This is a genomic window from Streptomyces durbertensis (genome assembly GCF_014156695.1).
In the GTDB taxonomy this organism is placed as follows: Bacteria; Actinomycetota; Actinomycetes; order Streptomycetales; family Streptomycetaceae; genus Streptomyces; species Streptomyces durbertensis.
This window is the reverse complement of the sequence record NZ_WMLF01000004.1, coordinates 1-24,732: the sequence shown is the minus strand read 5'-3', so window position 1 is coordinate 24,732 and position 24,732 is coordinate 1. Positions and strand designations below refer to the sequence as shown.

Sequence of the window (24,732 nt, the reverse complement as noted above, 5' to 3'; positions counted from 1 at the left end):
GCCGCCGGGGGTGCCGGGAAGCGAGCGCACGTGAGCACGAGGACGGAACGGACGCCGGGCGAACGCGGGCGGGTGGGGCATGCGATCTCCTCACTGGCGGTGGCTCTGGGGTGTGTGCTCTTCCTCGGCGGCTTCGCCTGGGGCGCGTACGTCTACCAGCCGTACACCGTGCCCACCGACTCCATGGCGCCGACCGTCGGCGCCGGGGAGCGGGTGCTCGCCCAGCGGATCGACGGCGAAGCCGTACGCCGCGGCGACGTCGTCGTCTTCGAGGACCCCGGGTGGGGCGACCTCCCGATGCTCAAGCGGGTCGTCGGCGTCGGCGGCGACCGGGTCGAGTGCTGCGACGACAAGGGCCGGCTGAGCGTCAACGGGCACCCGCTCGACGAGCCGTACGTCACCGGGCGGGGCCCGGCCTCCCCGGTCGACTTCACCGCCCGCGTCCCGCGTGACGGGCTCTTCCTCCTCGGCGACAAGAGGGACAGCTCCCTGGACTCCCGCGAGCACCTCGACGACGCCCACCAGGGCTCCGTCGGCCGGGACACCGTGCGCGCCCGGGTCGACGCGACCGTGTGGCCGTTCGCCGGGGCCGGCGCCGTGGCCCGGCCCGACGGCTTCCGCGAGCTGCCCGGCGGCGTCTCCCGCCCCGGCCCCTGGAGCGCCGTCCTGTGGACCTGCGGCGCGGGCGCCGTCCTGATACTCGGTGGAGCCGCCTACGGACCGTTTGCGCGGCGCGGCGGACGGCGCACCGGCCCCTGACGCACAATGGGGGCACGCACGGCTGAAGGGGAACACGCCATGAGCGCCGAGGATCTCGAGAAGTACGAGACCGAGATGGAGCTGAAGCTCTACCGGGAGTACCGAGACGTCGTCGGGCTGTTCAAGTACGTGATCGAGACGGAACGGCGCTTCTACCTCACCAACGACTACGAGATGCAGGTGCACTCCGACCAGGGTGAGGTCTTCTTCGAGGTCTCCATGGCCGACGCCTGGGTGTGGGACATGTACCGGCCGGCCCGCTTCGTCAAGCAGGTCAGGGTGCTGACCTTCAAGGACGTGAACATCGAGGAACTCAACAAGAGCGACCTCAACCTCCCCGAGGACAGCGGCTTCAGCGGCTGACCCCGTCAGCGGCTGACCCTGTGCGCGGCTGACTCCGTGCCGGACCCGGGAGCCTGCCACCCGCGCTGCTCCAGTGATAGCCGCTGACGCGCCCGCCATGCGTGGTGGGGGCCCGGTTCCCCCGATCGGGTGGCCGAGTTGTCCACAACCCGCGAGTTATCCACCGATTCCGTTCAAGATCCACTTCTTTCCGGGTCCTGCGCCACTCTCGGGCCCGGAGGTGGAAGCGATGAACGCACGAGGTGGACTCTGCCGCTACGGGGAGGACCTGGCCGCCCGGCGGCTGCGGCAGGCCGGGATGGCCATCCTGGAGCGCAACTGGCGCTGCCGCGAGGGCGAGCTGGACATCGTCGCCCGGCAGACCGACACGCTGGTGATCTGCGAGGTCAAGACCCGCCGGGCCGGCGGCCCGGAACCCGCGCTCGCGGCGGTGGGTCCGCGCAAGACCGCGCAGCTCCGCCGACTCGCCGCGCGCTGGCTGAGCGAGCGCTGGATCGACCGGTACGGCTCCCTGCCGGCCGGCGGCGTACGGCTCGACGTGGTGGCCGTCACCCTGCCACCGCGCGGCGCGCCCCGCGTGGAGCACGTCCGGGGGGTCGGCTGAGATGGGCTTCGCCAGGACGTGCTCGGTCGCGCTTGTCGGCGTCGACGGGGTGCTGGTCGAGGTCCAGGCCGACCTCGAACCGGGCGTCGCCGGCTTCACCCTGGTCGGGCTGCCCGACAAGTCCCTCAGCGAGAGCCGCGACCGGGTACGGGCGGCGCTGGTCAACTCGGGTGTCCAGTGGCCGCAGAAGAAGCTGACCGTCGGACTCAGCCCGGCCTCCGTGCCCAAGGGCGGCTCGGGCTTCGACCTCGCCGTCGCGTGTGCCGTCCTCGGCGCCGCCGAGCGCGTCGACCCGCGGCAGCTCACCGAGCTGATGATGGTCGGCGAGCTGGGCCTCGACGGCAGGGTGCGGCCGGTGCGCGGCGTCCTGCCGGCCGTGCTCGCCGCCGCCGACGCCGGCTACCGCCAGGTTGTCGTACCCGAGCAGACAGCCTCCGAGGCGGCGCTGGTGCCCGGCGTGGCGGTGCTCGGCGTCCGCACGCTCCGCCAGCTCATCGCCCTGCTCAGCGACGAGCCGCCACCGGACGAGGAGCCGGCGCCCGCGCCCGAGGGCGCCTCCGACCTCGCCCTCGCCGGCCTCGCCGTCCCCGGCGGCGGCCACGCGGCGCTGCTCCCCGCCGCCTCCCACGCGCCCGACCTGGCGCAGGTCGCCGGCCAGCACGCCGCCAGACGCGCCCTGGAGGTCGCCGCAGCCGGTCGGCACCACCTGTTCCTCAAAGGCCCGCCGGGCGCAGGCAAAACGATGCTTGCCGAGCGGCTGCCCGGGCTGCTGCCGCCGCTGACATCCAAGGAGTCACTGGAGGCGACGGCGGTCCACTCCGTCGCGGGGGTACTGCCACCCGGCCAGCCGCTGGTCTCCCGGCCGCCGTACTGCGCGCCGCACCACTCCGCCAGCATGGCGTCCCTCATCGGCGGCGGCACCGGCCTGCCCCGGCCGGGCGCGGTCTCCCTCGCCCACCACGGCGTGCTCTTCCTCGACGAGGCCGCGGAATGCGGCGCCCGGGTGCTGGACGCGCTCCGCCAGCCGCTGGAGTCGGGGCAGGTGGTCGTCGCCCGCGCCAACGGCATGCTGCGGCTGCCCGCCCGGCTGCTCCTCGTCCTCGCCGCGAATCCCTGCCCGTGCGGCCGGCACGGTACGACGGCGGGGGAGTGCGAGTGCCGGCCCGCGTCGGTGCGCCGCTACCGGGCGCGCCTGTCCGGTCCGCTTCTGGACCGGGTCGACCTGAGGGTGAGCGTCGAGCCGGTCTCCCGGTCCGAGCTGCTCACCGGCGCCGGCTCGGCGGAGAGCACCGAGACCGTCGCCGCCAGGGTCGCCGTCGCGCGGGAGCGCGCGGCCGCCCGACTGGCCGGGACACCGTGGCGGACGAACAGCGAGGTGCCGGGCCACGAGCTCCGCACCCGCTGGCCGCTGTCCTCCGGCGCGCTCACGGACGCGGAGGACGACATGGAGCGCGGTTTCCTCACCGCCCGCGGCCTGGACAGGGTGCTGCGGGTCGCCTGGACCCTAGCGGACCTCGCCGGCCGGGAGCGACCGGAACGGCGTGACGTGGCGGCCGCGCTGGAGCTGCGCACGGGCATCAGCCGCGGCGCCCCGGCCGGGAGCCGACGGTGACCGCCGGCCCCACCGGGGAGCCGACGTCAGGGCAGGCCCCGGGTCCCGGTGACGCGCCGGAGGCGGGCGGCGCGCCGCCCGGGGACGCCGAACGTCTGGCGCGGGCCGCGCTCAGTACGGCGGTGGAGCCGGGAGACGAACTGGTCGGGGCGCTCGTCGACGTGCACGGGGCGCTCGGGCTGGGAGAGGCGCTCCGCAGCGGCACCCCTCCCGACCGCGTGCCCGCCGAGCGGTGGGAGCGGTTGCGCGCCCGCCTGGCGAGGGCCGAGCCCGAGCGGGACCTGGCCGCGGTGGGCGCGCTCGGCGGACGTTTCCTGTGCCCGGGGGACCGCGAGTGGCCGGGACAGCTCGACGACCTCGGCCACGCCCGGCCGCTGGGGCTGTGGGTCAGGGGGCGGTGCTCGCTGCGGCTGGCGGCGCTGCGCTCGGTCGCGGTCGTGGGGGCCCGGGCCTGCACGGAGTACGGGGCCTGGGCGGCGGCCCGGCTGGCGGGCGGCCTCGCCGAGCGGGGCTGGAGCGTGGTGTCCGGCGCGGCCCACGGGGTGGACGGCGCCGCCCACAGAGGCGCGCTCGCCGCCGGCGGGCTGACCGTCGGGGTGCTGGCCTGCGGAGTCGACCGGCCCTACCCGCGGGCGCACCGGGCGCTGATCGAGCGGGTCGCCGTGGAGGGGATCCTGCTGGCCGAGCTGCCGCCGGGCGCCCACCCCACCCGGAGCCGCTTCCTGCAGCGCAACCGGCTGATCGCCGCCCTCGCCAGGGGCACGGTGGTCGTGGAGGCCCAGCTGCGCAGCGGCGCGCTGGTGACCGCCCGCAGGGCGGCGGCTCTCGGCCGCCACGTGATGGGCGTGCCCGGGCCGGTGTCCTCGCCTCTCTCCGGCGGCGTCCACCGGCTGCTGAGAGAGGAGGGCGAACTGGTCACCGACGCGGCGGAGGTGATCGAACTCGTCGGGGAGATGGGGGATCTCGCACCCCGGGAGGAGGGCCCGGCGTTGCCGCGGGATCTGCTGCATCCGCGGACCCGGGAGGTGCTGGAGCTGCTGCCGGCGCACGCCGCGGTCACTTCCGGCCAGTTGTCCGAGCGGGCCGGACTGCCGGAACCCGATGTCAGGGCGCGACTGCTCGAACTGTGCTCGCTCGGCTTCGTGCTCAGCCGCGGCGGCCACTGGCAGCTGGGACACCCGTCCGGTTGACACTCCATCAGGTGACAGAGCGGTCCTTGAACTGCGGCGGGTGAGTGAAAGGGTGAGGCCATGCACCCCGATCGGCGGGCCGCGCCGCACCGCCAGCCCGTACCTCTGACCGGCGCCTCCCCCCGGGGTGCGGCACAAGGAACGTATCTGCGGATGCCAGATCGAACGCTCTTAGCCAGGTGTGAGCTTCCGGTCACGCTACGCTCGCGAGGTTCCCCTCCGCCCCGTCCACGCGGTCCCGAGGTCCCACTGCCCGAAGCGCCGGCCCGCCCCGAAGCCGACGTGCCCGCTCCCCCTCGACCACGGCAGAACTGTTCCAGGTGACGAATGCCCCACCACACCACCGCGTCCCCGCGCCCCGCTCCGGCGGCCGTCGACGCGCGACCGGCTCCGAGCTCCGTGGAGGAGCTGTGGCGGCTGTACAAGGACACGGCAGACGAGCGGCTGCGCGAACAGCTGATCCTGCACTACTCACCGCTGGTGAAGTACGTGGCCGGCCGCGTCGGCGTGGGCCTGCCGCCCACGGTGGAGCAGGCCGACTTCGTCTCCTCCGGCGTGCTCGGGCTGATCGACGCGATCGAGAAGTTCGACCTGACGCGCTCGATCAAGTTCGAGACCTACGCGATCTCCCGCATCCGGGGCGCGATGATCGACGAACTCCGTGCGCTCGATTGGATCCCGCGCTCGGTGCGCCAGAAGGCACGCGAGGTGGAGCGCGCGTACGCCAAGCTCGGAGCCGAGCTGCGCCGCACCCCGAGCGAGACCGAGGTGGCGGCCGAGCTGGGCATCGCCGTCGAGGAGCTGCACGGTGTCTTCAGCCAGCTGTCGCTGGCCAACGTCGTCGCGCTGGAGGAGCCGCTGCAACTGGGCGGTGAGGGCGGCGACCAGCTGAGCCTGATGGACACGCTGGAGGACACCGCCGCCGACAACCCGGTGGAGATCGCCGAGGACCGCGAACTCAAGCGGCTCCTCGCCCGGGCCGTCAACACCCTCCCGGACCGTGAGAAGACCGTCGTCACGCTCTACTACTACGAAGGTCTGACGCTCGCGGAGATCGGAGCCGTGCTGGGCGTCACGGAGAGCCGGGTCAGCCAGATCCACACGAAGTCCGTGTTGCAGCTGCGCGCCAAGCTCGCCCACGTGGGCAGCTGACCGGAGGGGGCGCACGGCGCGCGAACGGCCGGCGCGCGAGTCCCGGGGTGCGCTCGGCTTCCGTCCCACGCCTCCGTTTCTCTATGGTGGACGGGTGCCCAGGATTCGAGCGGCCTCCGTGGCCGAGCACCGGACCATGCAGCGCCGCGCTCTCCTCGACGCGGCCCGGACCCTGCTGTCCGAGGGAGGCACCGACGCGCTGACCTTCCCCGCCCTGGCCGAGCGCACCGGCCTGGCCCGCTCCTCGGTGTACGAGTACTTCCGTTCCCGGGCGGCCGTGGTGGAGGAACTGTGCGCGGTGGACTTCCCCGTCTGGGCGGCCGAGGTGGAGGCCGCCATGGCGGAGGCCGACACACCTGAGGGGCGGATCGAGGCGTATGTGCGCCGGCAGCTCGCCCTTGTGGGGGACCGCAGGCACCGCGCGGTGGTGGCGATCTCGGCCGGCGAGCTGGACCAGGGTGCCAGGGAGAAGATCCGCGCCGCGCACGGCGGGCTGATCGCCATGACCGTGGAGGCGCTGGAGGAGCTCGGCCAGGAGCAGCCGCGCATGGCGGCCATGCTGCTCCAGGGCGTCGTCGACGCGGCCGTCCGCCGGATCGAACTCGGCGCGGCGGAGAGCCCGGAGGAGATCACCGAGGCGGCGGTCGCCATGGCGTTGAACGGAGTGCGCGGGGGCTCGCGCTGACCCCCGCATCCTGACCCCCTGTCCTGGTCCCCGCGTCCTGACCCCGCCGAAGCGCGACCGACGCCCCGGGGCGGGAGTCAGTCGCTCAGCGGCAGCAGCACCGGCCGGTGCGGCCGGACCAGCCACAACGGGTTCAGGTAGTGCTCGCCCCGCCGCAGGCCCCAGTGGAGGCACGGGCGCGTCCCGGCGCCCGCCTCGCCGCAGTGCGACGGCCCCGCGCGCAGCGTCCCCAGGATCTGCCCGGCGGCCACCTCCTGTCCGGCGGTGACGACGGCGTCCACCGGTTCGTAGGTCACGCGCAGCGGCGGCCTCCCCGTACCGGGGAGCTCCACGGAGACCACCGGACGACCCGCGACCGGGCCCGCGAAGCGCACCCGGCCGGCCGCCACGGCCCGGACCGGAAGGCCGACGGCGCCGGCGAGATCCACCCCGCGGTGCCCCGCCAGCCACGGCTGCGCCGGAGGATCGAAGCCCCGCACCACCAGCGGTTCCGGCAGCGGCCACACCACCTCCGACGGCGACGGCCATGCCCGCACCGGCGTCTCCGACTGCTGCCGTGCCGCTCCGGCGAGCGCGGCAGACCCCGGGACGTGGAGGCCCGAGAGGAGGAGGCCCGCCGCGAGGAGAGCGGAGGCGAGGAGGCCGGGGGCGACGAGCGCGGACCGGCGAGAAGAGAGGCGCATGTACACACGGTGACGGCTTGGCCACCCTCGCGGTAGTGCCGGGTCGAGCCTGTGGACAACCCCGCCCGGCCCCCGTGGAGCAGTCCGGCACTCGTGGCGTCCGGCGCCCCGCGGTTCCCGTACACTTCTGGTGGCGACCCGGGTCACCGGGTCGACTTCGCGCGCCCCGCCACCCTTCGAGGTGGCCGCCGACTCGGTCCCGACGAACCGCCCCTCCTCAGGTGTGACGGTCGCGGGTGCCACGCGTCAGGGGCGCCAGGGGCGCCGCCGACCCGGTGGCGCCGACAACCGAGTATGCACACAAGGAGTACGGCCATGGCCGTCGTCACGATGCGGGAGCTGCTGGAGAGCGGCGTCCACTTCGGTCACCAGACCCGTCGTTGGAACCCGAAGATGAAGCGCTTCATCTTCACCGAGCGCAACGGCATCTACATCATCGACCTGCTCCAGTCGCTGTCGTACATCGACCGCGCCTACGAGTTCGTCAAGGAGACCGTCGCGCACGGCGGCTCCGTCATGTTCGTCGGTACGAAGAAGCAGGCCCAGGAGGCCATCGCCGAGCAGGCCACCCGCGTGGGCATGCCCTTCGTGAACCAGCGCTGGCTCGGCGGCATGCTGACCAACTTCTCCACCGTCCACAAGCGGCTCCAGCGCCTCAAGGAGCTCGAGCAGATCGACTTCGAGGACGTGGCCGCCTCCGGCCTCACCAAGAAGGAGCTGCTGGTCCTCTCCCGCGAGAAGGCCAAGCTGGAGAAGACCCTCGGCGGTATCCGCGACATGCAGAAGGTGCCCAGCGCCGTCTGGATCGTAGACACCAAGAAGGAGCACATCGCCGTCGGCGAGGCCCGCAAGCTCAACATCCCGGTCGTCGCGATCCTCGACACCAACTGCGACCCGGACGAGGTCGACTACAAGATCCCGGGCAACGACGACGCGATCCGCTCCGTCACCCTGCTGACCCGGGTGATCGCCGACGCCGTCGCCGAGGGCCTGATCGCCCGTTCCGGTGCCGCCGAGGCCAAGGGCGGCGAGAAGTCCGCCGCCGCCGAGCCGCTGCCGGAGTGGGAGCGCGACCTCCTCGAGGGCGAGGCCGCCAAGGCGAAGGAAGCCGAGCAGCCCAAGGAAGCCGAGCAGGTCGAGGCTCCGGCCGCTGACGCCCCGGCCGCCGAGGCCCCCGAGGCGCCGGCCGCCGAGGCCGAGGCCGAGAAGCCCGCGGAGCAGGCCTGACATCCGGGCGGCGGGAGCAGGCGGGTCGGGTCCCGGTGACCCGTGGCCGCTCCCGCCGCCCGCGGCCTGCCCTCATCCCCTCCGCCACAGCGGAATCCGGACAAGCTCACTGACGTGACCACCCTCGTCCCACCGGGCGGGGCTGCTCATCCGGCCGCCATGGCGACCTCATGACGGATCAGTCCTGCCGAGCGCCGAGCGCCGCACGGGCTGGTGGACACAAAGGAACTCAAGGATGGCGAACTACACCGCCGCCGACGTCAAGAAGCTCCGCGAGCTGACCGGCGCCGGCATGATGGACTGCAAGAAGGCGCTCGACGAGGCCGAGGGCAACGTCGAGAAGGCCGTCGAGATCCTCCGGGTCAAGGGCCAGAAGGGCGTCGCCAAGCGCGAGTCCCGCACCGCCTCCAACGGCGCGGTTGTCGCCCGTATCTCCACCGACGCCACCTCCGGTGTGCTCGTCGAGCTGAAGTGCGAGACCGACTTCGTCGCCAAGGGCGAGAAGTTCCAGGGTGCCGCCGACGCGATCGCCGGCCACGTCGCCGCGACCTCGCCGGCCGACATCGAGGCCCTGCTGGCCTCCGAGATCGAGGGCCGCACCGTCCAGGCCTTCATCGACGAGAAGAACGCCGAGCTCGGCGAGAAGATCGTGCTCGACCGGTTCGCCCAGTTCTCCGGTGGCTTTGTCGCCTCCTACCTCCACCGCACCATGCCCGACCTGCCGCCGCAGGTCGGTGTCCTGGTCGAGCTGGACAAGGAGAACGCGGAGATCGCCAAGGACGTCGCGCAGCACATCGCCGCGTTCGCGCCGAAGTTCCTCTCCGCCGAGGACGTCCCGGCCGAGACGCTGGAGAACGAGCGCCGCGTCGCCGAGGCCACCGCGAAGGAGGAGGGCAAGCCGGAGGCCGCCCTGCCGAAGATCGTCGAGGGCCGGGTCAAGGGCTTCCTGAAGGAGAACTGCCTTCTGGACCAGCCCTTCGCGAAGGACAACAAGAAGACCGTCCAGAAGATCCTGGACGAGGCCGGTGTCACGCTGAAGCGCTTCGCCCGCTTCCGCGTCGGCGCCTGACCTGAGCCGGACCGCGCCGCCCTTCGGTGGCGGCGCGCTCCGGCCTCGGACCTGTCAGGCGGTACCGGGTCCGGCCGTGCCGGGCCGGTCCGCCGGGTGGTGCCCGGGGACGTCGGGGGACACCGCAGCGAATGACGAGGAGGCCGTTGCCGCAGGGAGCCGAGAGGATCCGACGGGCAGGGGCCTCCTCGTGTGTGCACGAGGAGAACTTCATGAGCAGCAAAGAGACCGACAACGACAGCTCCCGCCGTTTCCTGCTGAAGCTCTCGGGTGAGGCGTTCGCCGGCGGCGGGGGCCTCGGGGTCGACCCGGACGTCGTGCACAAGATCGCTCGCGAGATCGCCGCAGTCGTACGGGACGGCGCGCAGATCGCCGTGGTCATCGGCGGCGGCAACTTCTTCCGCGGCGCCGAGCTGCAGCAGCGCGGAATGGACCGCGCCCGCTCGGACTACATGGGCATGCTCGGCACCGTGATGAACTGCCTGGCACTCCAGGACTTCCTGGAGAAGGAGGGCATCGACTCCCGGGTGCAGACCGCGATCACGATGGGGCAGGTCGCCGAGCCCTACATCCCGCTGCGGGCGATCCGGCACCTGGAGAAGGGCCGTGTGGTCATCTTCGGCGCCGGCATGGGGATGCCGTACTTCTCCACCGACACCACCGCCGCCCAGCGCGCGCTGGAGATCCACGCCGAGGCCATGCTGATGGGCAAGAACGGCGTGGACGGCGTCTACGACTCCGACCCGGCGAAGAATCCGGACGCGGTGAAGTTCGACTCGCTCAGCTACGACGAGGTCATCGCGCGCGACCTGAAGGTCGCCGACCTCACCGCGATCACCCTGTGCCGCGACAACGGGCTGCCGATCGTCGTCTTCGAGCTGCTGGCCGAGGGCAATATCGCGCGGGCCGTCAAGAGTGAGAAGATCGGCACGCTTGTCGGTGTTCAGGCGCCCCGCGACTGAGCACCCGGCAGACCCCTACCCGCTTTCATCGAACCAGGAGCACGTGGTGATCGAAGAGACCCTCCTCGAGGCCGAGGAGAAGATGGAGAAGGCGGTCGTCGTCGCGAAGGAGGACTTCGCCGCGATCCGCACCGGACGTGCGCACCCGGCGATGTTCAACAAGATCGTGGCTGACTACTACGGCGCCCTGACGCCCATCAACCAGCTGGCGTCCTTCTCGGTGCCCGAGCCCCGCATGGCCGTGGTGACGCCGTTCGACAAGAGCGCGCTGCGCAACATCGAGCAGGCCATCCGCGACTCCGACCTGGGCGTCAACCCGTCGAACGACGGCAACATCATCCGGGTGACCTTCCCCGAGCTGACCCAGGACCGCCGCAAGGAGTACATCAAGGTCGCCAAGGCCAAGGGCGAGGACGCGAAGATCGCCATCCGCAGCATCCGCCGCAAGGCCAAGGAGGCGATCGACAAGACCGTCAAGGACGGCGAGATCGGCGAGGACGAGGGCCGGCGCGCGGAGAAGGAGCTGGACGACACGACCGCCAAGTACGTGGCCCAGGTGGACGAGCTGCTCAAGCACAAGGAAGCCGAGCTGCTGGAGGTCTGAGAGGACCTTCGGCGCACGTGGCGCGGAACGAGGTTTAGGGCTTCATCAGTGAACGACTCATCCTGGGGTGCGTCCCCGAGCGCCGGATACCGCGATCCCGGCGATCCGGGGCGGTCGCCGTCGGCGGGTCCCGTGTACCAGGCCGCCGACGCGGCGCAGACTCGGCCCATGCCCCTGCCCTCCGAAGGCGTGCCCTCCGACGGTGTCCCCTCCGAAGGCGCCGGTCGGGACGACGGCCAGCCGCCCCGGGATGACCGGTCCCACCGCTCGGACAGCCGACCGCCCGAGAACCCGCCGGCGGGACGCAAGCGCGCCGGCCGCGACCTGCCGGCCGCGATAGGCGTCGGGCTCGGGCTCGGCGCCGTCATCGTGGCCTCGCTCTTCCTGGTGAAGGAGGTCTTCGTCGCGGTTGTCGCCGCCGCGGTGGTGGTGGGCCTGTGGGAGCTGACGAGCCGGCTCTCCGAACGCAAGGGCGTCAACGTGCCGCTGGTGCCGCTGGCGGTGGGCGGCGCGGCGATGGTCGTCGCCGGCTACGTCAGGGGGGCGGAGGGCGCCTGGGTGCTGCTGGCGCTCACCGCGCTGGCCGTCCTGCTGTGGCGGATGGCCGAGCCCCCGGAGAACTACCTGCGGGACGTCACGGCGGGGCTGTTCACGCTGTTCTACGTGCCGTTCCTCGCGACGTTCGTGGCGCTGCTGCTCGCCGCCGACGACGGCCCGTGGCGGGTCCTGACGTTCCTGGTGCTGACGATCGTCAGCGACACCGGGGCGTACGCGGTGGGCTGGCGGTTCGGGCGTCACAAGCTGGCCCCGCGCATCAGCCCCGGCAAGACCCGCGAGGGCCTGCTGGGCGCCGTGGCCTGCACCATGGTCGCCGGGGCCCTGTGCATGCAGTTCCTCATCGACGGCGGCCAGTGGTGGCAGGGCCTGCTGCTGGGCCTGGCCGTGGCGGCCAGCGCCACGCTGGGCGACCTCGGCGAGTCCATGATCAAGCGCGATCTTGACATCAAGGACATGGGCACGCTGCTGCCCGGCCACGGCGGCATCATGGACCGGCTGGACTCTTTGCTGCCCACGGCTCCGGTGGTCTGGCTGCTGCTGGTGCTGTTCGTCGGCGCCGGCTGAGTCGGCGACTCGGCGAATCCCCGGCGGAACCCGTTACCCTGGTAGGGCCTGTCGCCTCACGTCGGCGGGCCCTACCGCCCCGGGAGTGCCGGGGCCGCTTCGTGAGGTCTCCCGGCGCTGACTGCGCGCCCTCCGCCCTGCCAGGCCACCGGCCGGGGCGTCGCCGGCCTCGCCCCCGACGCTTTAGGAGACCCCGCATGACCCCGCCCAAGCCCGGAGAGCTGACGTTCGTCGCTCCGCGAGGTGCCAAGAAGCCGCCCCGCCACCTGGCGGACCTCAGCCCGGCCGAGCGCCGCGAGGCGCTGACCGCGATCGGCGAGAAGCCGTTCCGGGCCAAGCAGCTCTCCCAGCACTACTTCGCGCGCTTCACCCAGGACCCGGCCGACTGGACGGACATCCCGGCCGCCGCCCGCGAGCGGCTGGCCGCGGAGCTGCTGCCGCAGTTGATGACCGTCGTCCGGAACATCTCCTGCGACGACGACACCACCCGCAAGACGCTGTGGCGGCTGCACGACGGCACGCTGGTCGAGTCGGTGCTCATGCGCTACCCGGACCGGGTCACCATGTGCATCTCCTCCCAGGCCGGCTGCGGCATGAACTGCCCGTTCTGCGCCACCGGCCAGGCCGGACTCGACCGCAACCTGTCGACCGCCGAGATCGTCCACCAGATCGTCGACGGCATGCGGGCGCTGCGGGACGGCGAGGTCCCCGGCGGCCCGGCGCGGCTGTCGAACATCGTCTTCATGGGCATGGGCGAGCCGCTGGCGAACTACAACCGGGTCGTCGGCGCCATCCGCCGCCTCACCGACCCGGCGCCGGACGGCCTCGGGCTCTCCCAGCGCGGCATCACGGTGTCCACGGTCGGTCTGGTGCCGGCGATGCTGCGGTTCGCCGACGAGGGCTTCAAGTGCCGGCTGGCCGTCTCGCTGCACGCCCCGGACGACGAGCTGCGGGACACCCTCGTCCCGGTCAACACCCGCTGGAAGGTGCGCGAGGTGCTGGACGCCGCCTGGGAGTACGCGGCGAGGTCCGGCCGCCGGGTGTCCATCGAGTACGCGCTGATCCGGGACATCAACGACCACGCCTGGCGGGCCGACCTGCTCGGCCGCCTGCTGAAGGGCCGCCGGGCGCACGTGAACCTCATCCCGCTCAACCCCACCCCCGGCTCCAAGTGGACCGCCTCGCGTCCCGAGGACGAGCGGGCGTTCGTCGAGGCGCTCGCCGCGCACGGCGTGCCGGTGACCGTCCGGGACACCCGGGGCCAGGAGATCGACGGCGCCTGCGGCCAGCTGGCCGCGAGCGAGGTCTCCGGAAGCTGACCCGCGAGCACCGGCCCCGACGGTCCCGCGCTCCGGGCGCTGTCGGGGCCGACTGCTATCGTTCGAACACACCACTCGTTTTTCCGACAGGGGAGCGCTCGCAGCGCTGAGAGTGCGGCACCGTCAGGCCGCAGACCCTCGAACCTCGCCCAGGTCATGCTGGGTAGGAAGTTCGGTACCTCTCCATGCTGTGCGCTCGCCCGTACCCGAAAGCAGCACGATGAAGCGCACAACAGCGGCCGCCGTGTCGGTCGCACTCGGATCCTGCCTGCTGGCCGCCTGCGGCACCGACGGCGGCGGCGGGAGCGACGGCGGCAGTGTCACTCTGGTGACGCACCAGTCCTTCGAGGTCTCCAAGAACGTGCTCGACGCGTTCACCGAGAAGTCCGGGCTGAAGGTCAAGGTGCTGCGGGCCGACGACGCCGGGGCGGCCGTGAACCAGGCCATCCTCAGCAAGGGCAACCCGCAGGGCGACGTCTTCTTCGGCGTGGACAACGCGCTGCTCTCCAAGGCGCTGGACGCCGGCATCTTCGCGCCGCACAAGGCCGAGGGCCTGGCCGAGGTCCCCCGGCAGCTCCAGCTCGACGCCGGGAAGAACCGGGTCACCCCGATCGACCACGGCGACGTCTGCGTCAACTACGACCGCGCCTACTTCGAGCGGGAGAAGCTGGCGCCGCCGAAGACCCTCGACGACCTGGTCAAGCCCGAGTACAAGGACATGCTGGTCGTGCAGAACGCGGCGACCTCCTCGCCGGGCCTCGCCTTCCTGCTCGCCAGCGTCGGCGCCTACGGCGAGGACGGCTGGCAGGACTACTGGAAGAAGCTGAAGGCCAACGGCGTCGCGATGGTCGACGGCTGGGAGCAGGCGTACAACGACCGCTTCACCGGCTCGGCGAGCGGCCGGGAGAAGGGCGACCGCCCGCTGGTGGTCTCCTACGCCAGCAGCCCGCCGGCCGAGGTGCACTACGGCGGGGACAAGAAGCCCGCGAAGGCGCCCACCGGGGTCTCCACCGGCACCTGCTTCCGACAGATCGAGTTCGCCGGTCTGCTGGAGGGCGCGAAGAACCCCGAGGGTGGCAAGGCGCTGCTGGACTTCCTCGTCGGCGAGGAGTTCCAGAAGGACCTCCCGCTGAACATGTGGGTCCACCCGGCCCGCGCCGACGTCGAACTCCCCGAGGTCTTCACGCGGTACGGCGTCGAGGTCGAGAAGCCGCACGTGGTCGCGCCCGAGGACATCGAGGCGAACCGGGAGCAGTGGGTCAAGCAGTGGGCCAGCCTGATGAGGTAGCAACGCGGGCGGTCGGCACGGCGGACCTGCCCGTGGCGTCCCCACCCCCGGGCGGGCGGCCCGGGGCCGGCCCCGACGGCGCACGGCCGTCGGGGCGGTCCGCCGCGCGTCGCGCGCTGGCGGTACGGCTCGGCCTGATGGCCGTGCCCGTGGCGTTCTTCGCCCTGTTCTTCGGCTACCCGGTCGCCACGATCGTCGGCCGGGGCCTGCGGGAGGACGGCCGCTGGCAGTTCGGCCGGGCGGCCGAGGTGCTCACCTCGCCCGACACGCTCGACGTGCTGTGGTTCACCGTCTGGCAGGCCGCCGCGTCCACCGCGCTGACCCTGCTGGTCGCGCTGCCCGGCGCCTACGCCCTCGCCCGCTTCGACTTCCCCGGGAAGCGGCTGCTGCGCGCGGTCGTCACCGTGCCCTTCGTGCTGCCGACGGTGGTGGTGGGCTCCGCCTTCCTGGCGCTCGTCGGCCGGGGCGGTGTGCTGGACGAGGCCTGGGGGCTGCGGCTCGACACCAGTGTGTGGGCGATCCTGCTCGCGCACGTCTTCTTCAACTACGCCGTGGTCGTACGGACCGTCGGCGGGCTGTGGGGTCAGCTCGACCCCCGGCAGGAGGAGGCCGCCCGGGTGCTGGGCGCCGGCCGGTTCACCGCCTGGCGGCGGATCACGCTGCCGGCGCTGGTGCCGGCGGTCGCCGCCGCCGCGCTGATGGTCTTCCTGTTCACCTTCACCTCCTTCGGCGTCATCCAGGTGCTCGGCGGCGCCCGCTACGCGACGCTGGAGGTGGAGATCTACCGGCAGACCGCGCAGTTCCTCGACCTGCCGACGGCCGCCGTGCTGAGCCTGCTGCAACTGGCCGCCGTCGCCGCGATGCTCGCGGTGCACGCCTGGACGGTCCGCCGCCGGGAGAGCGCGCTGCGGCTGGTCGCCGCCGAGCACGCCGCGCGGCGGCCGCGCGGTGTCGGGCAGTGGGCCTTCCTCTGGTCCCAACTGCTGGTCGTGGCCGTGCTGTTGGTGCTGCCGCTCGCGGTGCTCGTCGAGCGGTCGCTGTCCGCGCCCGGCGGCTACGGACTCGCCTTCTACCGGGCGCTGGCCGAACAGGCGGACGCCTCCAGCGCCTTTGTGGTGCCGCCGCTGGAGGCCGTCGGCAACTCGCTCGCCTACGCCGCCGTCGCCACGCTGATCGCGGTCGCCGTCGGTACGCTCGCCGCCGCCGCGCTCACCCGCCGCGCCGGGCCGCTGGTCCGTGGCTTCGACGCGCTGCTGATGCTGCCGCTGGGCGTCTCGGCCGTCACCGTCGGCTTCGGCTTCCTGATCACCCTCGACAAGCCGCCGCTGGACCTGCGCTCCTCGTGGATCCTGGTGCCGCTCGCCCAGGCGCTGGTCGGTGTGCCGTTTGTGGTGCGCACGATGCTGCCGGTGCTGCGGGCGGTCGACGAGCGGCTGCGGGAGGCCGCGGCGGTGTTGGGCGCCTCGCCGTGGCGCGCCTGGCGGGAGGTCGACCTGCCGATGGTGAGCCGGGCGGGCCTGATCGCCGCGGGGTTCGCGTTCGCGGTGTCGTTGGGCGAGTTCGGTGCCACGGTGTTCATCGCCCGACCCGACAGCCCCACGTTGCCGGTCGCGGTGGCCCGCCTGCTGGGCCGGGCCGGCGAGTACAACTACGGGATGGCGATGGCGCTCAGCACCATCCTGATGCTGGTGTGCGCGGGCGTGCTGCTGCTGCTCGAACGCGTTCGGGTCAACCGCTCCGGGGAGTTCTGATGTCGTCGTTGACACTGCGGTCGGTGACCGTGCGGCTGGGCGGCCGGGCCGTCCTGGACTCCGTCGACCTCGACGTCGCCGAGCGGGAGACGGTCTGCGTGCTCGGCCCGAGCGGCAGCGGGAAGTCGACACTGCTGCGCGCGGTGGCCGGGCTCCAGGAGATCGGCGCCGGTGAGATCACCCTCGGCGGCCGGGACCTCGCCGGCGTGCCCGTGCACCGGCGCGGCGTCGGGCTGATGTTCCAGGACCACCAGCTCTTCCCGCAGCGCGACGTCGGCCGCAACGTCGCCTTCGGGCTGCGGATGCGCGGCGACGGACGGGCCGAGGCCGAGCGGCGGGTCGCCGAGCTGCTTGCCATGGTCGGACTGCCGGACGCGCAACGGCGGGCTGTCGGCTCGCTGTCCGGCGGCGAGCAGCAGCGGGTCGCCCTCGCCAGGGCGCTCGCCCCGAGCCCCGCGCTGCTGATGCTCGACGAGCCGCTGGGCCAGCTCGACCGCAGCCTGCGGGAACGGCTGGTCGTCGAACTGCGCCAGCTCTTCGACGAACTCGGCACCACCGTGCTGGCCGTCACCCACGACCAGGGCGAGGCCTTCGCGCTGGCCGACCGGGTGCTGGTGATGCGGGACGGCAGGATCGCGCAGAGCGGCACCCCGCCGGAGGTGTGGCAGCGCCCGGCCTCCGCGTTTGTCGCCCGCTTCCTCGGCTTTGACAACGTCGTCCCGGCGACGGTCACCGGGCGGGCGGCGACAACCCCCTGGGGCACGCTCCCGGTGCCCGACGGCACACCGCCCGGGCCCGCGACCCTGCTGGTGCGGCCCGCCGGAGTCCGGCTGGACGCGGACGACGTGGCGCGCCCGGCACCGGACGACGCCGCCGAGGGCGGGCGCGGGCTGCGCTGCCAGGTCCTCGCCCGCACCTTCCGCGGCGACCACGTCGTGCTCGCCCTGCGGCCGGAGCGCGGCCCGGATCTGGAGGCGACCGTCCCGCTGCGCGGCGCGCCCTCGCCCGGGGAGAAGGTCACCGTGTCCTTCGACGCCGCCGAGACCGTCCGGCTGCCGCCGGAGGACTGAGCTCCCGAGCGGCGTTGGTCAGCACCACCCGGGGGCTCAACCCGCGAGCGGCAGGGTCGCGAGCCGGGCGACGGCCAGCACCAGCGGAAGCAGCAGCAGCGCCGGCACCGCCACCCGCAGCGCCGCCGCACGGCGCAGCAGTCCGACCGAGGCGCCCAGATCGCGCAGCCCGTCACTGGTCGCCACCCGTTCCTCCCGTCCGCGCCCGGCGGTCACCCACACCGTGCCGACCGAGCACCCGACGACCACCAGCGCTCCCAACACGGTGAAGGGGCCCAGCAGTTCGGCGCCGTAGAGGAGAGCCGCCGTCAGCGCGCTCCAGGCGACCGCCGTGAGCACACCGACCGGGCCACCGAGCCGACCGGCGTCCGCGAGCAGCACCCGCCCGGCCAGCAGTCGTACCGCGCCGGGACGCCAGGCGGTCAGCAGCCGCCCGGCCAGCTCGGTCACGGCCGGCCCGGCCAGCACCAGACCGGCCGCGATCAGCAGCCAGCCGGCGAGCACCCCGGTGACCATGCCCTCGGACGGCCCCGCGCCGGCCGGCAGGTCGCGGGCGGCGTACCCCTCGACGGTGAGGCCCGTCGCCACCAGCGCGGCCCCCCACGGCAGCGTGACCGGCACGCCCTGCCGGCGTCGTCCGCCGTCCGCCCCGGCGGCCGGGGGCCCGGCGCGCAGTGCGCGGGCGGTGGCGACCACCGCCGCCGTCGGCGGCAGCAGCAGCAGTGTCAGGGTCGCCGGGACGGGCAGGTCGCGGCGGGCGGCGAGCCCGTCGCCGGCCGAGCCGTCGAACGGCATGCCCGTCACGTCGCCGCGGAGATGGAGGAAGACCAGCAGCGCCAGCGCGCTGCCCAGCAGCATGGACACGGCGGTGGAGACGGCGGCCAGCCGGACCAGCCCGGCGGGGCCGAGCCCCGCCGCGTCCAGCCCCGCCCGCTGCTCGGCCCCGGGGTCGCGTCGCGCCACCGCCACGGCCAGCTGCACCACGGCGGCCAGCGGGATCAGGCACCACAGCAGCCGCACCAGCGCCGGGCCGGGGTCGCCGGGGTGGTCGAGCGCGTAGCCGAGCGCGCCGAGCAGCAGGAAGCCGACACCGCCGGCCGCGAGGGCGACCAGCAGCCGGCGGAGCTGTGCCGTCGGCCGGGCGCCGCGGATCAGGCGGAGAGCGAGCACGGTGCGGTGTCCCGGGGGCCGGCCGAACGGCTGCCGCCGGCGGTGAGCCGGCCGTCGACGAGGGTGAGGAAGCGGTCGGCGTCCGGGATCTCCGGCGACCGGCGGTCGGCCGGCGCGGGGGTGCCGGCGGGCCGGGGGAGGCCGAGCGGTTCCTGCGCGGTGAGGACGACGGTGATGCCGTGGGTGCGGGCGGCCGTGGTGAGCGTCCGCAGCACGGCGGTGCGCTCGTGGCGGTGCAGCGGCGCCGTGGGCTCGTCGGCGAACAGCACGGTCGGCTGGTGCACCAGGGAGCGGGCGATGGCGACGCGCTGCCGCTCCGACTGGAGCAGCGCGGCGGGCCGCTTGGCGGCGTGGTCGCCGACGTCCAGCCGCTCCAGCCACTCCAGGGCGGTGCGTCTGGCCGCCCGCCCGGAGACGCCGGAGAGCAGCAGCGGCAGCGCGGCGTTCTCCCAGGCCGTCAGCTCGGGTACGAGTTCGGGGGTGCTGCCGACCCAGCCGAAGCGGTCCCGGCGCAGCCGGTCGCGGGCGCGGGGGGCCAGGACGTGCAGCGGCAGGCTGTTGAACCACACCTCGCCGGCGTCCGGCCGCAGCCGGCCGGACAGACAGCGCAGCAGTGTGGTCTTGCCGCTGCCGCGCGCCCCGGCGACCACGAGGATCTCGCCGTCGCGCACCGCGATCGAGACCCCCGCCAGCGCGGGGGAGCCCCGGTGCGCGCGGTCCAGCCCGCGCGCCCAGAGCACATCGTTGTCGGGTGGAGCCACCTTGGCGGACACCAGCGCTCACCTCCGGCTCGTGACAACCCCCGGCAGGTGAACGAGCACCGGGGACATCCGTCACTGAACGGTACGGACCCCCGGGGCGGCGACCGGCGCTCACAGGGGCGGATTCCCGCCGAGTTAGCTCGTTGGGGTGAAACGTACGGTGCGGGTGGAGCCGGACTCCCCCTCCCCGGGCGGGCGACGCGGACGGCCCCCGGAACCGTCGGTGGGGTTCCGGGGGCCGGTCGCCCGCGTGCGCCGGGGGAGAGGCGCGGGGCGGGGCAGCGGCGGCGAGGGCACACGCCGCTCGACTGCCGGTCGGCGGACCTGCCCGGTCGGCGGGACTGCCGGTCGGGAGGCGGTCGCTCAGCGGGCGGCGGGGCTCAGAGCTTTGTCCACGCCTCGGTGAGCACGCTCCGCAGGATCTGCTCGATCTCCGTGAAGAGGGCCTGGTCGGCGATCAGCGGCGGCGCGAGCTGGATGACGGGGTCGCCGCGGTCGTCGGCCCGGCAGTACAGGCCGTTGTCGAAGAGCGCCTTGGAGAGGTAGCCGTAGAGGACGCGCTCGGTCTCCTCCTCGTTGAAGCTCTCCTTGGTGGTCTTGTCCTTCACCAGCTCGATGCCGTAGAAGAAGCCGTTGCCGCGCACGTCGCCGACGATCGGCAGGTCGTGCAGCCTGGAGAGCGTCTGGTGGAAGGCGCTCTCGTTCTCCAGCACGTGCTTGTTCAGCTGCTCGCGCTCGAAGATGTCCAGGTTGGCCAGGGCGACCGCGGAGGACACCGGGTGCCCGCCGAAGGTGTAGCCGTGCAGGAAGACGTTGTCGCCCTTGTAGAACGGTTCGGCGATCCGGTCGGAGATGATCGTCGCGCCGATCGGGGAGTAACCGGAGGTCATGCCCTTGGCGCAGGTGATGATGTCCGGCACGTAGTCGAACTTGTCGCAGGCGAAGACCGTGCCCAGCCGGCCGAAGGCGCAGATGACCTCGTCGGAGACGAGCAGCACGTCGTACTGGTCGCAGATCTCCCGGACGCGCTGGAAGTAGCCGGGCGGCGGCGGGAAGCAGCCACCGGCGTTCTGCACCGGCTCGAGGAAGACGGCGGCGACCGTCTCGGGGCCCTCGAAGAGGATCTGCTGCTCGATCTGGTCGGCGGCCCAGCGGCCGAACGCCTCCGGGTCGTCGCCGTGCAGCGGGGCCCGGTAGATGTTGGTGTTGGGCACCTTGTGCGCGCCGGGCACCAGCGGCTCGAAGGGCGCCTTGAGCGCGGGCAGACCGGTGATGGACAGCGCGCCCTGCGGGGTGCCGTGGTAGGCGACCGCCCGCGAGATGACCTTGTACTTCAGGGGGTTGCCGGTCAGCTTGTGGTACTGCTTCGCGAGCTTCCACGCGGTCTCGACGGCCTCGCCGCCACCGGTGGTGAAGAAGACCTTGTTGAGGTCGCCGGGGGCGTGGTGGGCCAGCCGCTCGGCCAGCTCGACGGCCTTGGGGTGGGCGTAGGACCACACGGGGAAGAAGGCCAGCTCGGCCGCCTGCTTGGCGGCGACCTCGGCGAGTTCGGTACGGCCGTGACCAGCCTGCACGACGAACAGCCCGGCGAGCCCGTCGATGTAGCGCTTGCCCTTGTCGTCGAAGATGGAGGTGCCCTCGCCGCGCACGATGGTCGGCACGGGGGCGTCCTGGTACGACGACATCCGGGTGAAGTGCATCCACAGATGGTCGTAGGCGGTTCGGGAGAGATCCTTGCTCACGGTTATCGAGTTCCCCATGTGTAGGTCTGCTTGCGCAGCTTGAGGTAGACGAAGCTCTCTGTGGACCGGACGCCGGGCAGCGTCCTGATCCGCTTGTTGATCATTTCGAGGAGGTGCTCGTCGTCCTCGCAGACGATCTCCACGATCAGGTCGAAGGAGCCCGCTGTGATGACGACGTACTCGACCTCGTTCAGCTCGGCGAGAGCGTCGGCCACCGGCTCGAGATCGCCTTCCACGTTGATCCCGACCATCGCCTGCCTGCGCAGGCCGACGGTGAGCGGGTCGGTGACGGCGACGATCTGCATGGCGCCCTGGTCGAGCAGCTTCTGCACCCGCTGCCGCACCGCCGCCTCGGAGAGACCGACGGCCTTTCCGATGGCGGCGTACGGTCGGCGGCCGTCCTCCTGGAGCTGTTCGATGATCGCCAGGGAGACGGCGTCGATCGACGCCGAGCCGTTCGGTTTCTTCGAGTCACGAGCCACGTTCCTCACTGTGCACGAGGACTCGTCGTTCGCGCAACCCATGAGTGATGTAATTCGTAGTTGATCATGGAGAATCCGACGGAATCCGCAATCGGGAGCGTGACGCCCTGTTGAATGCGTGGGGATTCCGGTTAGTGTGGGGGTCTCACCCATCGGACAATGGAGCAGGAGGGTGCAACAGTGACCACCGAGCTGCGTCGACTGCGCAACTACATCGACGGCGAGTTCCGGGACGCCGCGGACGGGCGGACCACGGAGGTGGTCGATCCGGCCACGGGCGAGACGTACGCGGAGGCCGCGCTTTCCTCGGCCGCGGACGTCGACGCCGCCATGGCCGCTGCCGCAGCCGCCTTCCCCGCCTGGCGCGACACCACCCCGGCCGCCCGCCAGCTCGCCCTCCTCAAGATCGCCGACGCGCTGGAGGAGCGCGCCGACGAACTCCTGGACGTCGAGTGCCGCGACACCGGCAAGCCGCTTGAACTGACCCGGCAGGAGGAACTGCCGGCGATGATCGACCAGATCCGCTTCTTCGCCGGCGCCGCCCGCATGCTGGAGGGCAAGTCCGCCGGCGAGTACATGGAGGGGCTGACCTCCTTCGTCCGCCGCGAGCCGGTGGGCGTCTGCGCCCAGGTCGCGCCGTGGAACTACCCGATGATGATGGCGGTGTGGAAGTTCGCCCCGGCCATCGCGGCGGGCAACACCGTCGTGCTCAAGCCCTCCGACACCACGCCCGCCTCCGCGGTCTTCCTCGCCGAGGTCCTCGGCGGCATCCTGCCCAAGGGCGTCTTCAACGTCGTCTGCGGCGACCGCGACACCGGTCGCCTGATGGTCGAGCACGCCACCCCGGCGATGGCCTCCATCACCGGCTCGGTCCGGGCCGGCATGGAGGTGGCCGCCAGCGCCGCCAAGGACGTCAAGCGCGTCCACCTCGAACTCGGCGGCAAGGCCCCGGTCGTGGTCTTCGACGACGCCGACCTGACCGCCGCCGTCGAGGGCATCCGCGACGCCGGCTTCTTCAACGCCGGCCAGGACTGCACCGCCGCCACCCGGGTCCTCGTCCAGGAAGGCCTGCACGACGAGTTCGTGGCCGCGCTCGCCAAGGCCGCCGCCGAGGTCAGGACCGGTGACATCACCGACGAGGACTGCGCCTACGGCCCGCTGAACAACCCCGTCCACCTGGAGAAGGTGGAGGGCTTCATCAACCGCCTCCCGGCCCACGCCAAGGTGGAGACGGGCGGTGAGCGGGTCGGCGACAAGGGCTACTTCTTCGCCCCGACCGTCGTCTCCGGGCTGCGCCAGGACGACGAGATCATCCAGAACGAGGTCTTCGGCCCGGTCATCACCGTGCAGAAGTTCTCCGACGAGGACCAGGCCGTCGAGTGGGCCAACGGCGTCGAGTACGCCCTGGCCTCCTCGGTGTGGACCAAGGACCACGGCCGCGCCATGCGGCTGTCGAAGAACCTCGACTTCGGCTGCGTGTGGATCAACACCCACATCCCGCTGGTCGCCGAGATGCCGCACGGCGGCTTCAAGAAGTCCGGCTACGGCAAGGACCTCTCCGCCTACGGCTTCGACGACTACACCCGCGTCAAGCACGTCATGACCGCCCTGTAAGGCGGCCCGACCGACGGCAGGGGCCGGGGAGCGCGACGCTCCCCGGCCCCTGCCGCTCTTCTCCGGCGGTGCTTCCGTTCGCGGGGTGCCGTCAGCCGGTGAACTCCCGCAGGTACCCGTCGATCTCCGCGCGCAGCGCCTTCTTGCCGACCTCGTCCAGGAACGAGGCCTCGACGGCGTTCTTCGCCAGCCCCGCGACCCCCGCCGCGTCCAGCCCCAGCAGCCGGGCGGCGATGTGGTACTCGGTGTTCAGGTCGGTGCCGAACATCGGCGGATCGTCGCTGTTGATCGTGACCAGCACACCGGCGGCCACCATCTCCTTCAGCGGGTGCTGCTCGAGGTCGGTCACCGCCCGGGTGGCGATGTTCGATGTCGGGCACACCTCCAGCGGGACGCGCCGCTCCGCGAGGTGCTCCAGCAGCCGGGGGTCACGCGTCGAGCTGGTGCCGTGCCCGATGCGCTCGGCGCGCAGCGACGTCAACGCGTCCCACACCGTCTCCGGGCCCGTGGTCTCACCCGCGTGCGGCACGCTCCGCAGACCGGCCGCGATCGCGCGGTCGAAGTACGGCTTGAACTGCGGTCTGGGCACGCCGATCTCCGGCCCGCCCAGACCGAACGACACCAGCCCCTCCGGCTGGAGCTCACAGGCGATCCGGGCCGTCTCCTCGGCCGCGGGCAGCCCCGCTTCGCCCGGGATGTCGAAGCACCAGCGCAGGACGACACCCAGCTCCTTCTCCGCCGCCACGCGGGCGTCCTCGATCGCCTCGACGAACGCCCGGTCCGGGATGCCCCGGTTGGTCGAGCTGTAGGGCGTGACGGTCAGCTCCGCGTACCTGATGTTCTGCCCGGCCATCTCCCTGGCCACCTCGTAGGTGAGCAGCCGCACGTCCTCGGCGTCCCTGATGAGGTCCACCACCGAGAGGTAGATCTCGACGAAGTGCGCGAAGTCGCGGAAGGTGAAGTACTCGGCGAGCGCGTCCGGGTCGTCGGGGACCTTCGCGCCCGGGTGCCGGGCGGCGAGCTCCGCGACGATCCGGGGCGAGGCGGAGCCGACGTGGTGCACGTGCAGCTCGGCCTTGGGCAGCCCGGCGATGAAGGCGGTCAGATCGGTCAAGGAAACCTCCGTTGGCAGCGGCCCGCCCATCGTATGGCCAGGGGGAACGTGCCGGTCGCGGCCCGGGTGCCAGCGCCTACGATGGAGCGCAGACCGATCTTGAGAGGACCGCATGGCCGACGAGCAGGACCGGCGGCACGACGGGGACGCACCCACGCCCGCCGTCCCGCTGGAGAAGCCGAGCAGACCGCCGGGGACGCCCGACGCGCCGCAGGCGCGCGAGACGCCCGAGGCGGGTGAGGTGCCTGAGAGACCTGACGCGCACGAGGCGGCTGAGGTGCGTGAGGTGCCCGAGGTGCCGGCCGCTCCGCCGCAGGCGCCTCCCGCGCCGCCCACCCCGCCGGCCGGTCCGCCGCCCGTGCCGGCGTCCGGTCCGGCCGGCGGGGGCC

23 protein-coding genes and 1 pseudogene are annotated in these 24,732 nt (G+C 72.7%); 18 read left to right on the top strand and 6 right to left on the bottom strand.

Going from position 1 to position 24,732, the window contains the following annotated elements; all coding sequences use genetic code 11:
- Positions 1 to 30 precede the first annotated feature (30 nt).
- From lepB to GL263_RS00575, 7 genes are all read left to right on the top strand, one after another.
- On the top strand, positions 31 to 759 hold the full coding sequence (gene lepB, locus GL263_RS00605) for a signal peptidase I (RefSeq protein WP_323379191.1): 729 nt from the start codon (positions 31 to 33) through the stop codon (positions 757 to 759).
- Between the two features lie 39 nt (positions 760 to 798).
- Positions 799 to 1,122: a DUF2469 domain-containing protein gene (locus GL263_RS00600; RefSeq protein ID WP_143647722.1), complete on the top strand. Its 324-nt coding sequence runs from the start codon at positions 799 to 801 to the stop codon at positions 1,120 to 1,122.
- A gap of 229 nt (positions 1,123 to 1,351) precedes the next feature.
- On the top strand, positions 1,352 to 1,726 hold the full coding sequence (locus GL263_RS00595) for a YraN family protein (RefSeq protein ID WP_182853519.1): 375 nt from the start codon (positions 1,352 to 1,354) through the stop codon (positions 1,724 to 1,726).
- Between the two features lies 1 nt (position 1,727).
- The gene (locus GL263_RS00590; protein WP_182853518.1) at positions 1,728 to 3,338 is read left to right on the top strand and encodes a YifB family Mg chelatase-like AAA ATPase; all 1,611 of its coding nucleotides are present in this window, start codon (positions 1,728 to 1,730) and stop codon (positions 3,336 to 3,338) included.
- The gene (dprA, locus tag GL263_RS00585; protein WP_182853517.1) at positions 3,335 to 4,528 is read left to right on the top strand and encodes a DNA-processing protein DprA; all 1,194 of its coding nucleotides are present in this window, start codon (positions 3,335 to 3,337) and stop codon (positions 4,526 to 4,528) included. The genes GL263_RS00590 and dprA overlap by 4 nt, the downstream gene beginning before the upstream one ends.
- Positions 4,529 to 4,855: 327 nt before the next feature.
- Positions 4,856 to 5,680 (top strand): RNA polymerase sigma factor WhiG, encoded by an 825-nt coding sequence (gene whiG, locus GL263_RS00580; RefSeq protein WP_182853516.1) that lies wholly within the window; start codon positions 4,856 to 4,858, stop codon positions 5,678 to 5,680.
- A 136-nt stretch (positions 5,681 to 5,816) separates the two neighbouring features.
- On the top strand, positions 5,817 to 6,365 hold the full coding sequence (locus GL263_RS00575; RefSeq protein WP_182853531.1) for a TetR/AcrR family transcriptional regulator: 549 nt from the start codon (positions 5,817 to 5,819) through the stop codon (positions 6,363 to 6,365).
- Positions 6,366 to 6,442: 77 nt separating this feature from the next.
- Here GL263_RS00575 and GL263_RS00570 read toward each other — a convergent pair whose 3' ends face one another.
- Positions 6,443 to 7,048, bottom strand: coding sequence for a murein hydrolase activator EnvC family protein (locus tag GL263_RS00570; RefSeq protein ID WP_182853515.1), 606 nt, complete (start codon positions 7,046 to 7,048; stop codon positions 6,443 to 6,445).
- A 315-nt stretch (positions 7,049 to 7,363) separates the two neighbouring features.
- Here GL263_RS00570 and rpsB point away from each other — a divergent pair, with 315 nt between their 5' ends.
- The 9 genes from rpsB to GL263_RS00525 all read left to right on the top strand — a co-directional run bounded on the left by rpsB (position 7,364) and on the right by GL263_RS00525 (position 17,460).
- Positions 7,364 to 8,275, top strand: a complete 912-nt coding sequence (gene rpsB, locus GL263_RS00565) for a 30S ribosomal protein S2 (protein ID WP_182853514.1) — start codon at positions 7,364 to 7,366, stop codon at positions 8,273 to 8,275.
- A gap of 235 nt (positions 8,276 to 8,510) precedes the next feature.
- The gene (tsf, locus tag GL263_RS00560; protein WP_182853513.1) at positions 8,511 to 9,344 is read left to right on the top strand and encodes a translation elongation factor Ts; all 834 of its coding nucleotides are present in this window, start codon (positions 8,511 to 8,513) and stop codon (positions 9,342 to 9,344) included.
- Between the two features lie 212 nt (positions 9,345 to 9,556).
- Positions 9,557 to 10,306 carry a UMP kinase gene (pyrH, locus tag GL263_RS00555; RefSeq protein ID WP_182853512.1) on the top strand — a complete coding sequence of 250 codons (750 nt, stop codon included), beginning with the start codon at positions 9,557 to 9,559 and terminating at the stop codon, positions 10,304 to 10,306.
- A gap of 46 nt (positions 10,307 to 10,352) precedes the next feature.
- Positions 10,353 to 10,910, top strand: a complete 558-nt coding sequence (gene frr / locus GL263_RS00550; protein WP_182853511.1) for a ribosome recycling factor — start codon at positions 10,353 to 10,355, stop codon at positions 10,908 to 10,910.
- A gap of 48 nt (positions 10,911 to 10,958) precedes the next feature.
- A complete protein-coding gene (locus GL263_RS00545; RefSeq protein WP_182853510.1) occupies positions 10,959 to 12,032 on the top strand; it encodes a phosphatidate cytidylyltransferase in 1,074 nt (357 codons plus the stop codon).
- Positions 12,033 to 12,229: 197 nt separating this feature from the next.
- Positions 12,230 to 13,351 (top strand): dual-specificity RNA methyltransferase RlmN, encoded by a 1,122-nt coding sequence (gene rlmN, locus GL263_RS00540; RefSeq protein ID WP_182853509.1) that lies wholly within the window; start codon positions 12,230 to 12,232, stop codon positions 13,349 to 13,351.
- A gap of 220 nt (positions 13,352 to 13,571) precedes the next feature.
- Positions 13,572 to 14,639, top strand: a complete 1,068-nt coding sequence (locus GL263_RS00535) for a thiamine ABC transporter substrate-binding protein (protein WP_182853508.1) — start codon at positions 13,572 to 13,574, stop codon at positions 14,637 to 14,639.
- A 137-nt stretch (positions 14,640 to 14,776) separates the two neighbouring features.
- Complete coding sequence (locus GL263_RS00530; protein ID WP_182853530.1) at positions 14,777 to 16,390, top strand: ABC transporter permease; 1,614 nt, start codon at positions 14,777 to 14,779, stop codon at positions 16,388 to 16,390.
- On the top strand, positions 16,390 to 17,460 hold the full coding sequence (locus tag GL263_RS00525) for an ABC transporter ATP-binding protein (RefSeq protein ID WP_182853507.1): 1,071 nt from the start codon (positions 16,390 to 16,392) through the stop codon (positions 17,458 to 17,460). The genes GL263_RS00530 and GL263_RS00525 overlap by 1 nt, the downstream gene beginning before the upstream one ends.
- 36 nt (positions 17,461 to 17,496) lie before the next feature.
- Here the strand turns inward: GL263_RS00525 and GL263_RS00520 are convergent, their stop codons facing one another.
- The 4 genes from GL263_RS00520 to GL263_RS00505 all read right to left on the bottom strand — a co-directional run bounded on the left by GL263_RS00520 (position 17,497) and on the right by GL263_RS00505 (position 21,657).
- A complete protein-coding gene (locus GL263_RS00520) occupies positions 17,497 to 18,630 on the bottom strand; it encodes a hypothetical protein (protein WP_182853506.1) in 1,134 nt (377 codons plus the stop codon).
- Positions 18,612 to 19,403, bottom strand: coding sequence for an ABC transporter ATP-binding protein (locus GL263_RS00515; RefSeq protein ID WP_182853505.1), 792 nt, complete (start codon positions 19,401 to 19,403; stop codon positions 18,612 to 18,614). The genes GL263_RS00520 and GL263_RS00515 overlap by 19 nt, the downstream gene beginning before the upstream one ends.
- A 368-nt stretch (positions 19,404 to 19,771) precedes the next feature.
- A complete protein-coding gene (locus GL263_RS00510; protein ID WP_182853504.1) occupies positions 19,772 to 21,151 on the bottom strand; it encodes an aspartate aminotransferase family protein in 1,380 nt (459 codons plus the stop codon).
- Positions 21,136 to 21,657 carry an Lrp/AsnC family transcriptional regulator gene (locus GL263_RS00505; protein WP_228455983.1) on the bottom strand — a complete coding sequence of 174 codons (522 nt, stop codon included), beginning with the start codon at positions 21,655 to 21,657 and terminating at the stop codon, positions 21,136 to 21,138. The genes GL263_RS00510 and GL263_RS00505 overlap by 16 nt, the downstream gene beginning before the upstream one ends.
- A gap of 138 nt (positions 21,658 to 21,795) precedes the next feature.
- Here GL263_RS00505 and GL263_RS00500 point away from each other — a divergent pair, with 138 nt between their 5' ends.
- Entirely contained in the window at positions 21,796 to 23,229 is a 1,434-nt protein-coding gene (locus tag GL263_RS00500; RefSeq protein ID WP_182853502.1) for a gamma-aminobutyraldehyde dehydrogenase, read from the top strand.
- A gap of 91 nt (positions 23,230 to 23,320) precedes the next feature.
- Here GL263_RS00500 and GL263_RS00495 read toward each other — a convergent pair whose 3' ends face one another.
- Positions 23,321 to 24,343, bottom strand: coding sequence for an adenosine deaminase (locus tag GL263_RS00495; RefSeq protein ID WP_182853501.1), 1,023 nt, complete (start codon positions 24,341 to 24,343; stop codon positions 23,321 to 23,323).
- Positions 24,344 to 24,455: 112 nt separating this feature from the next.
- Between GL263_RS00495 and GL263_RS28085 the strand changes: the two are divergent.
- Positions 24,456 to 24,732: pseudogene (locus tag GL263_RS28085) on the top strand (hypothetical protein); the annotation flags it as partial.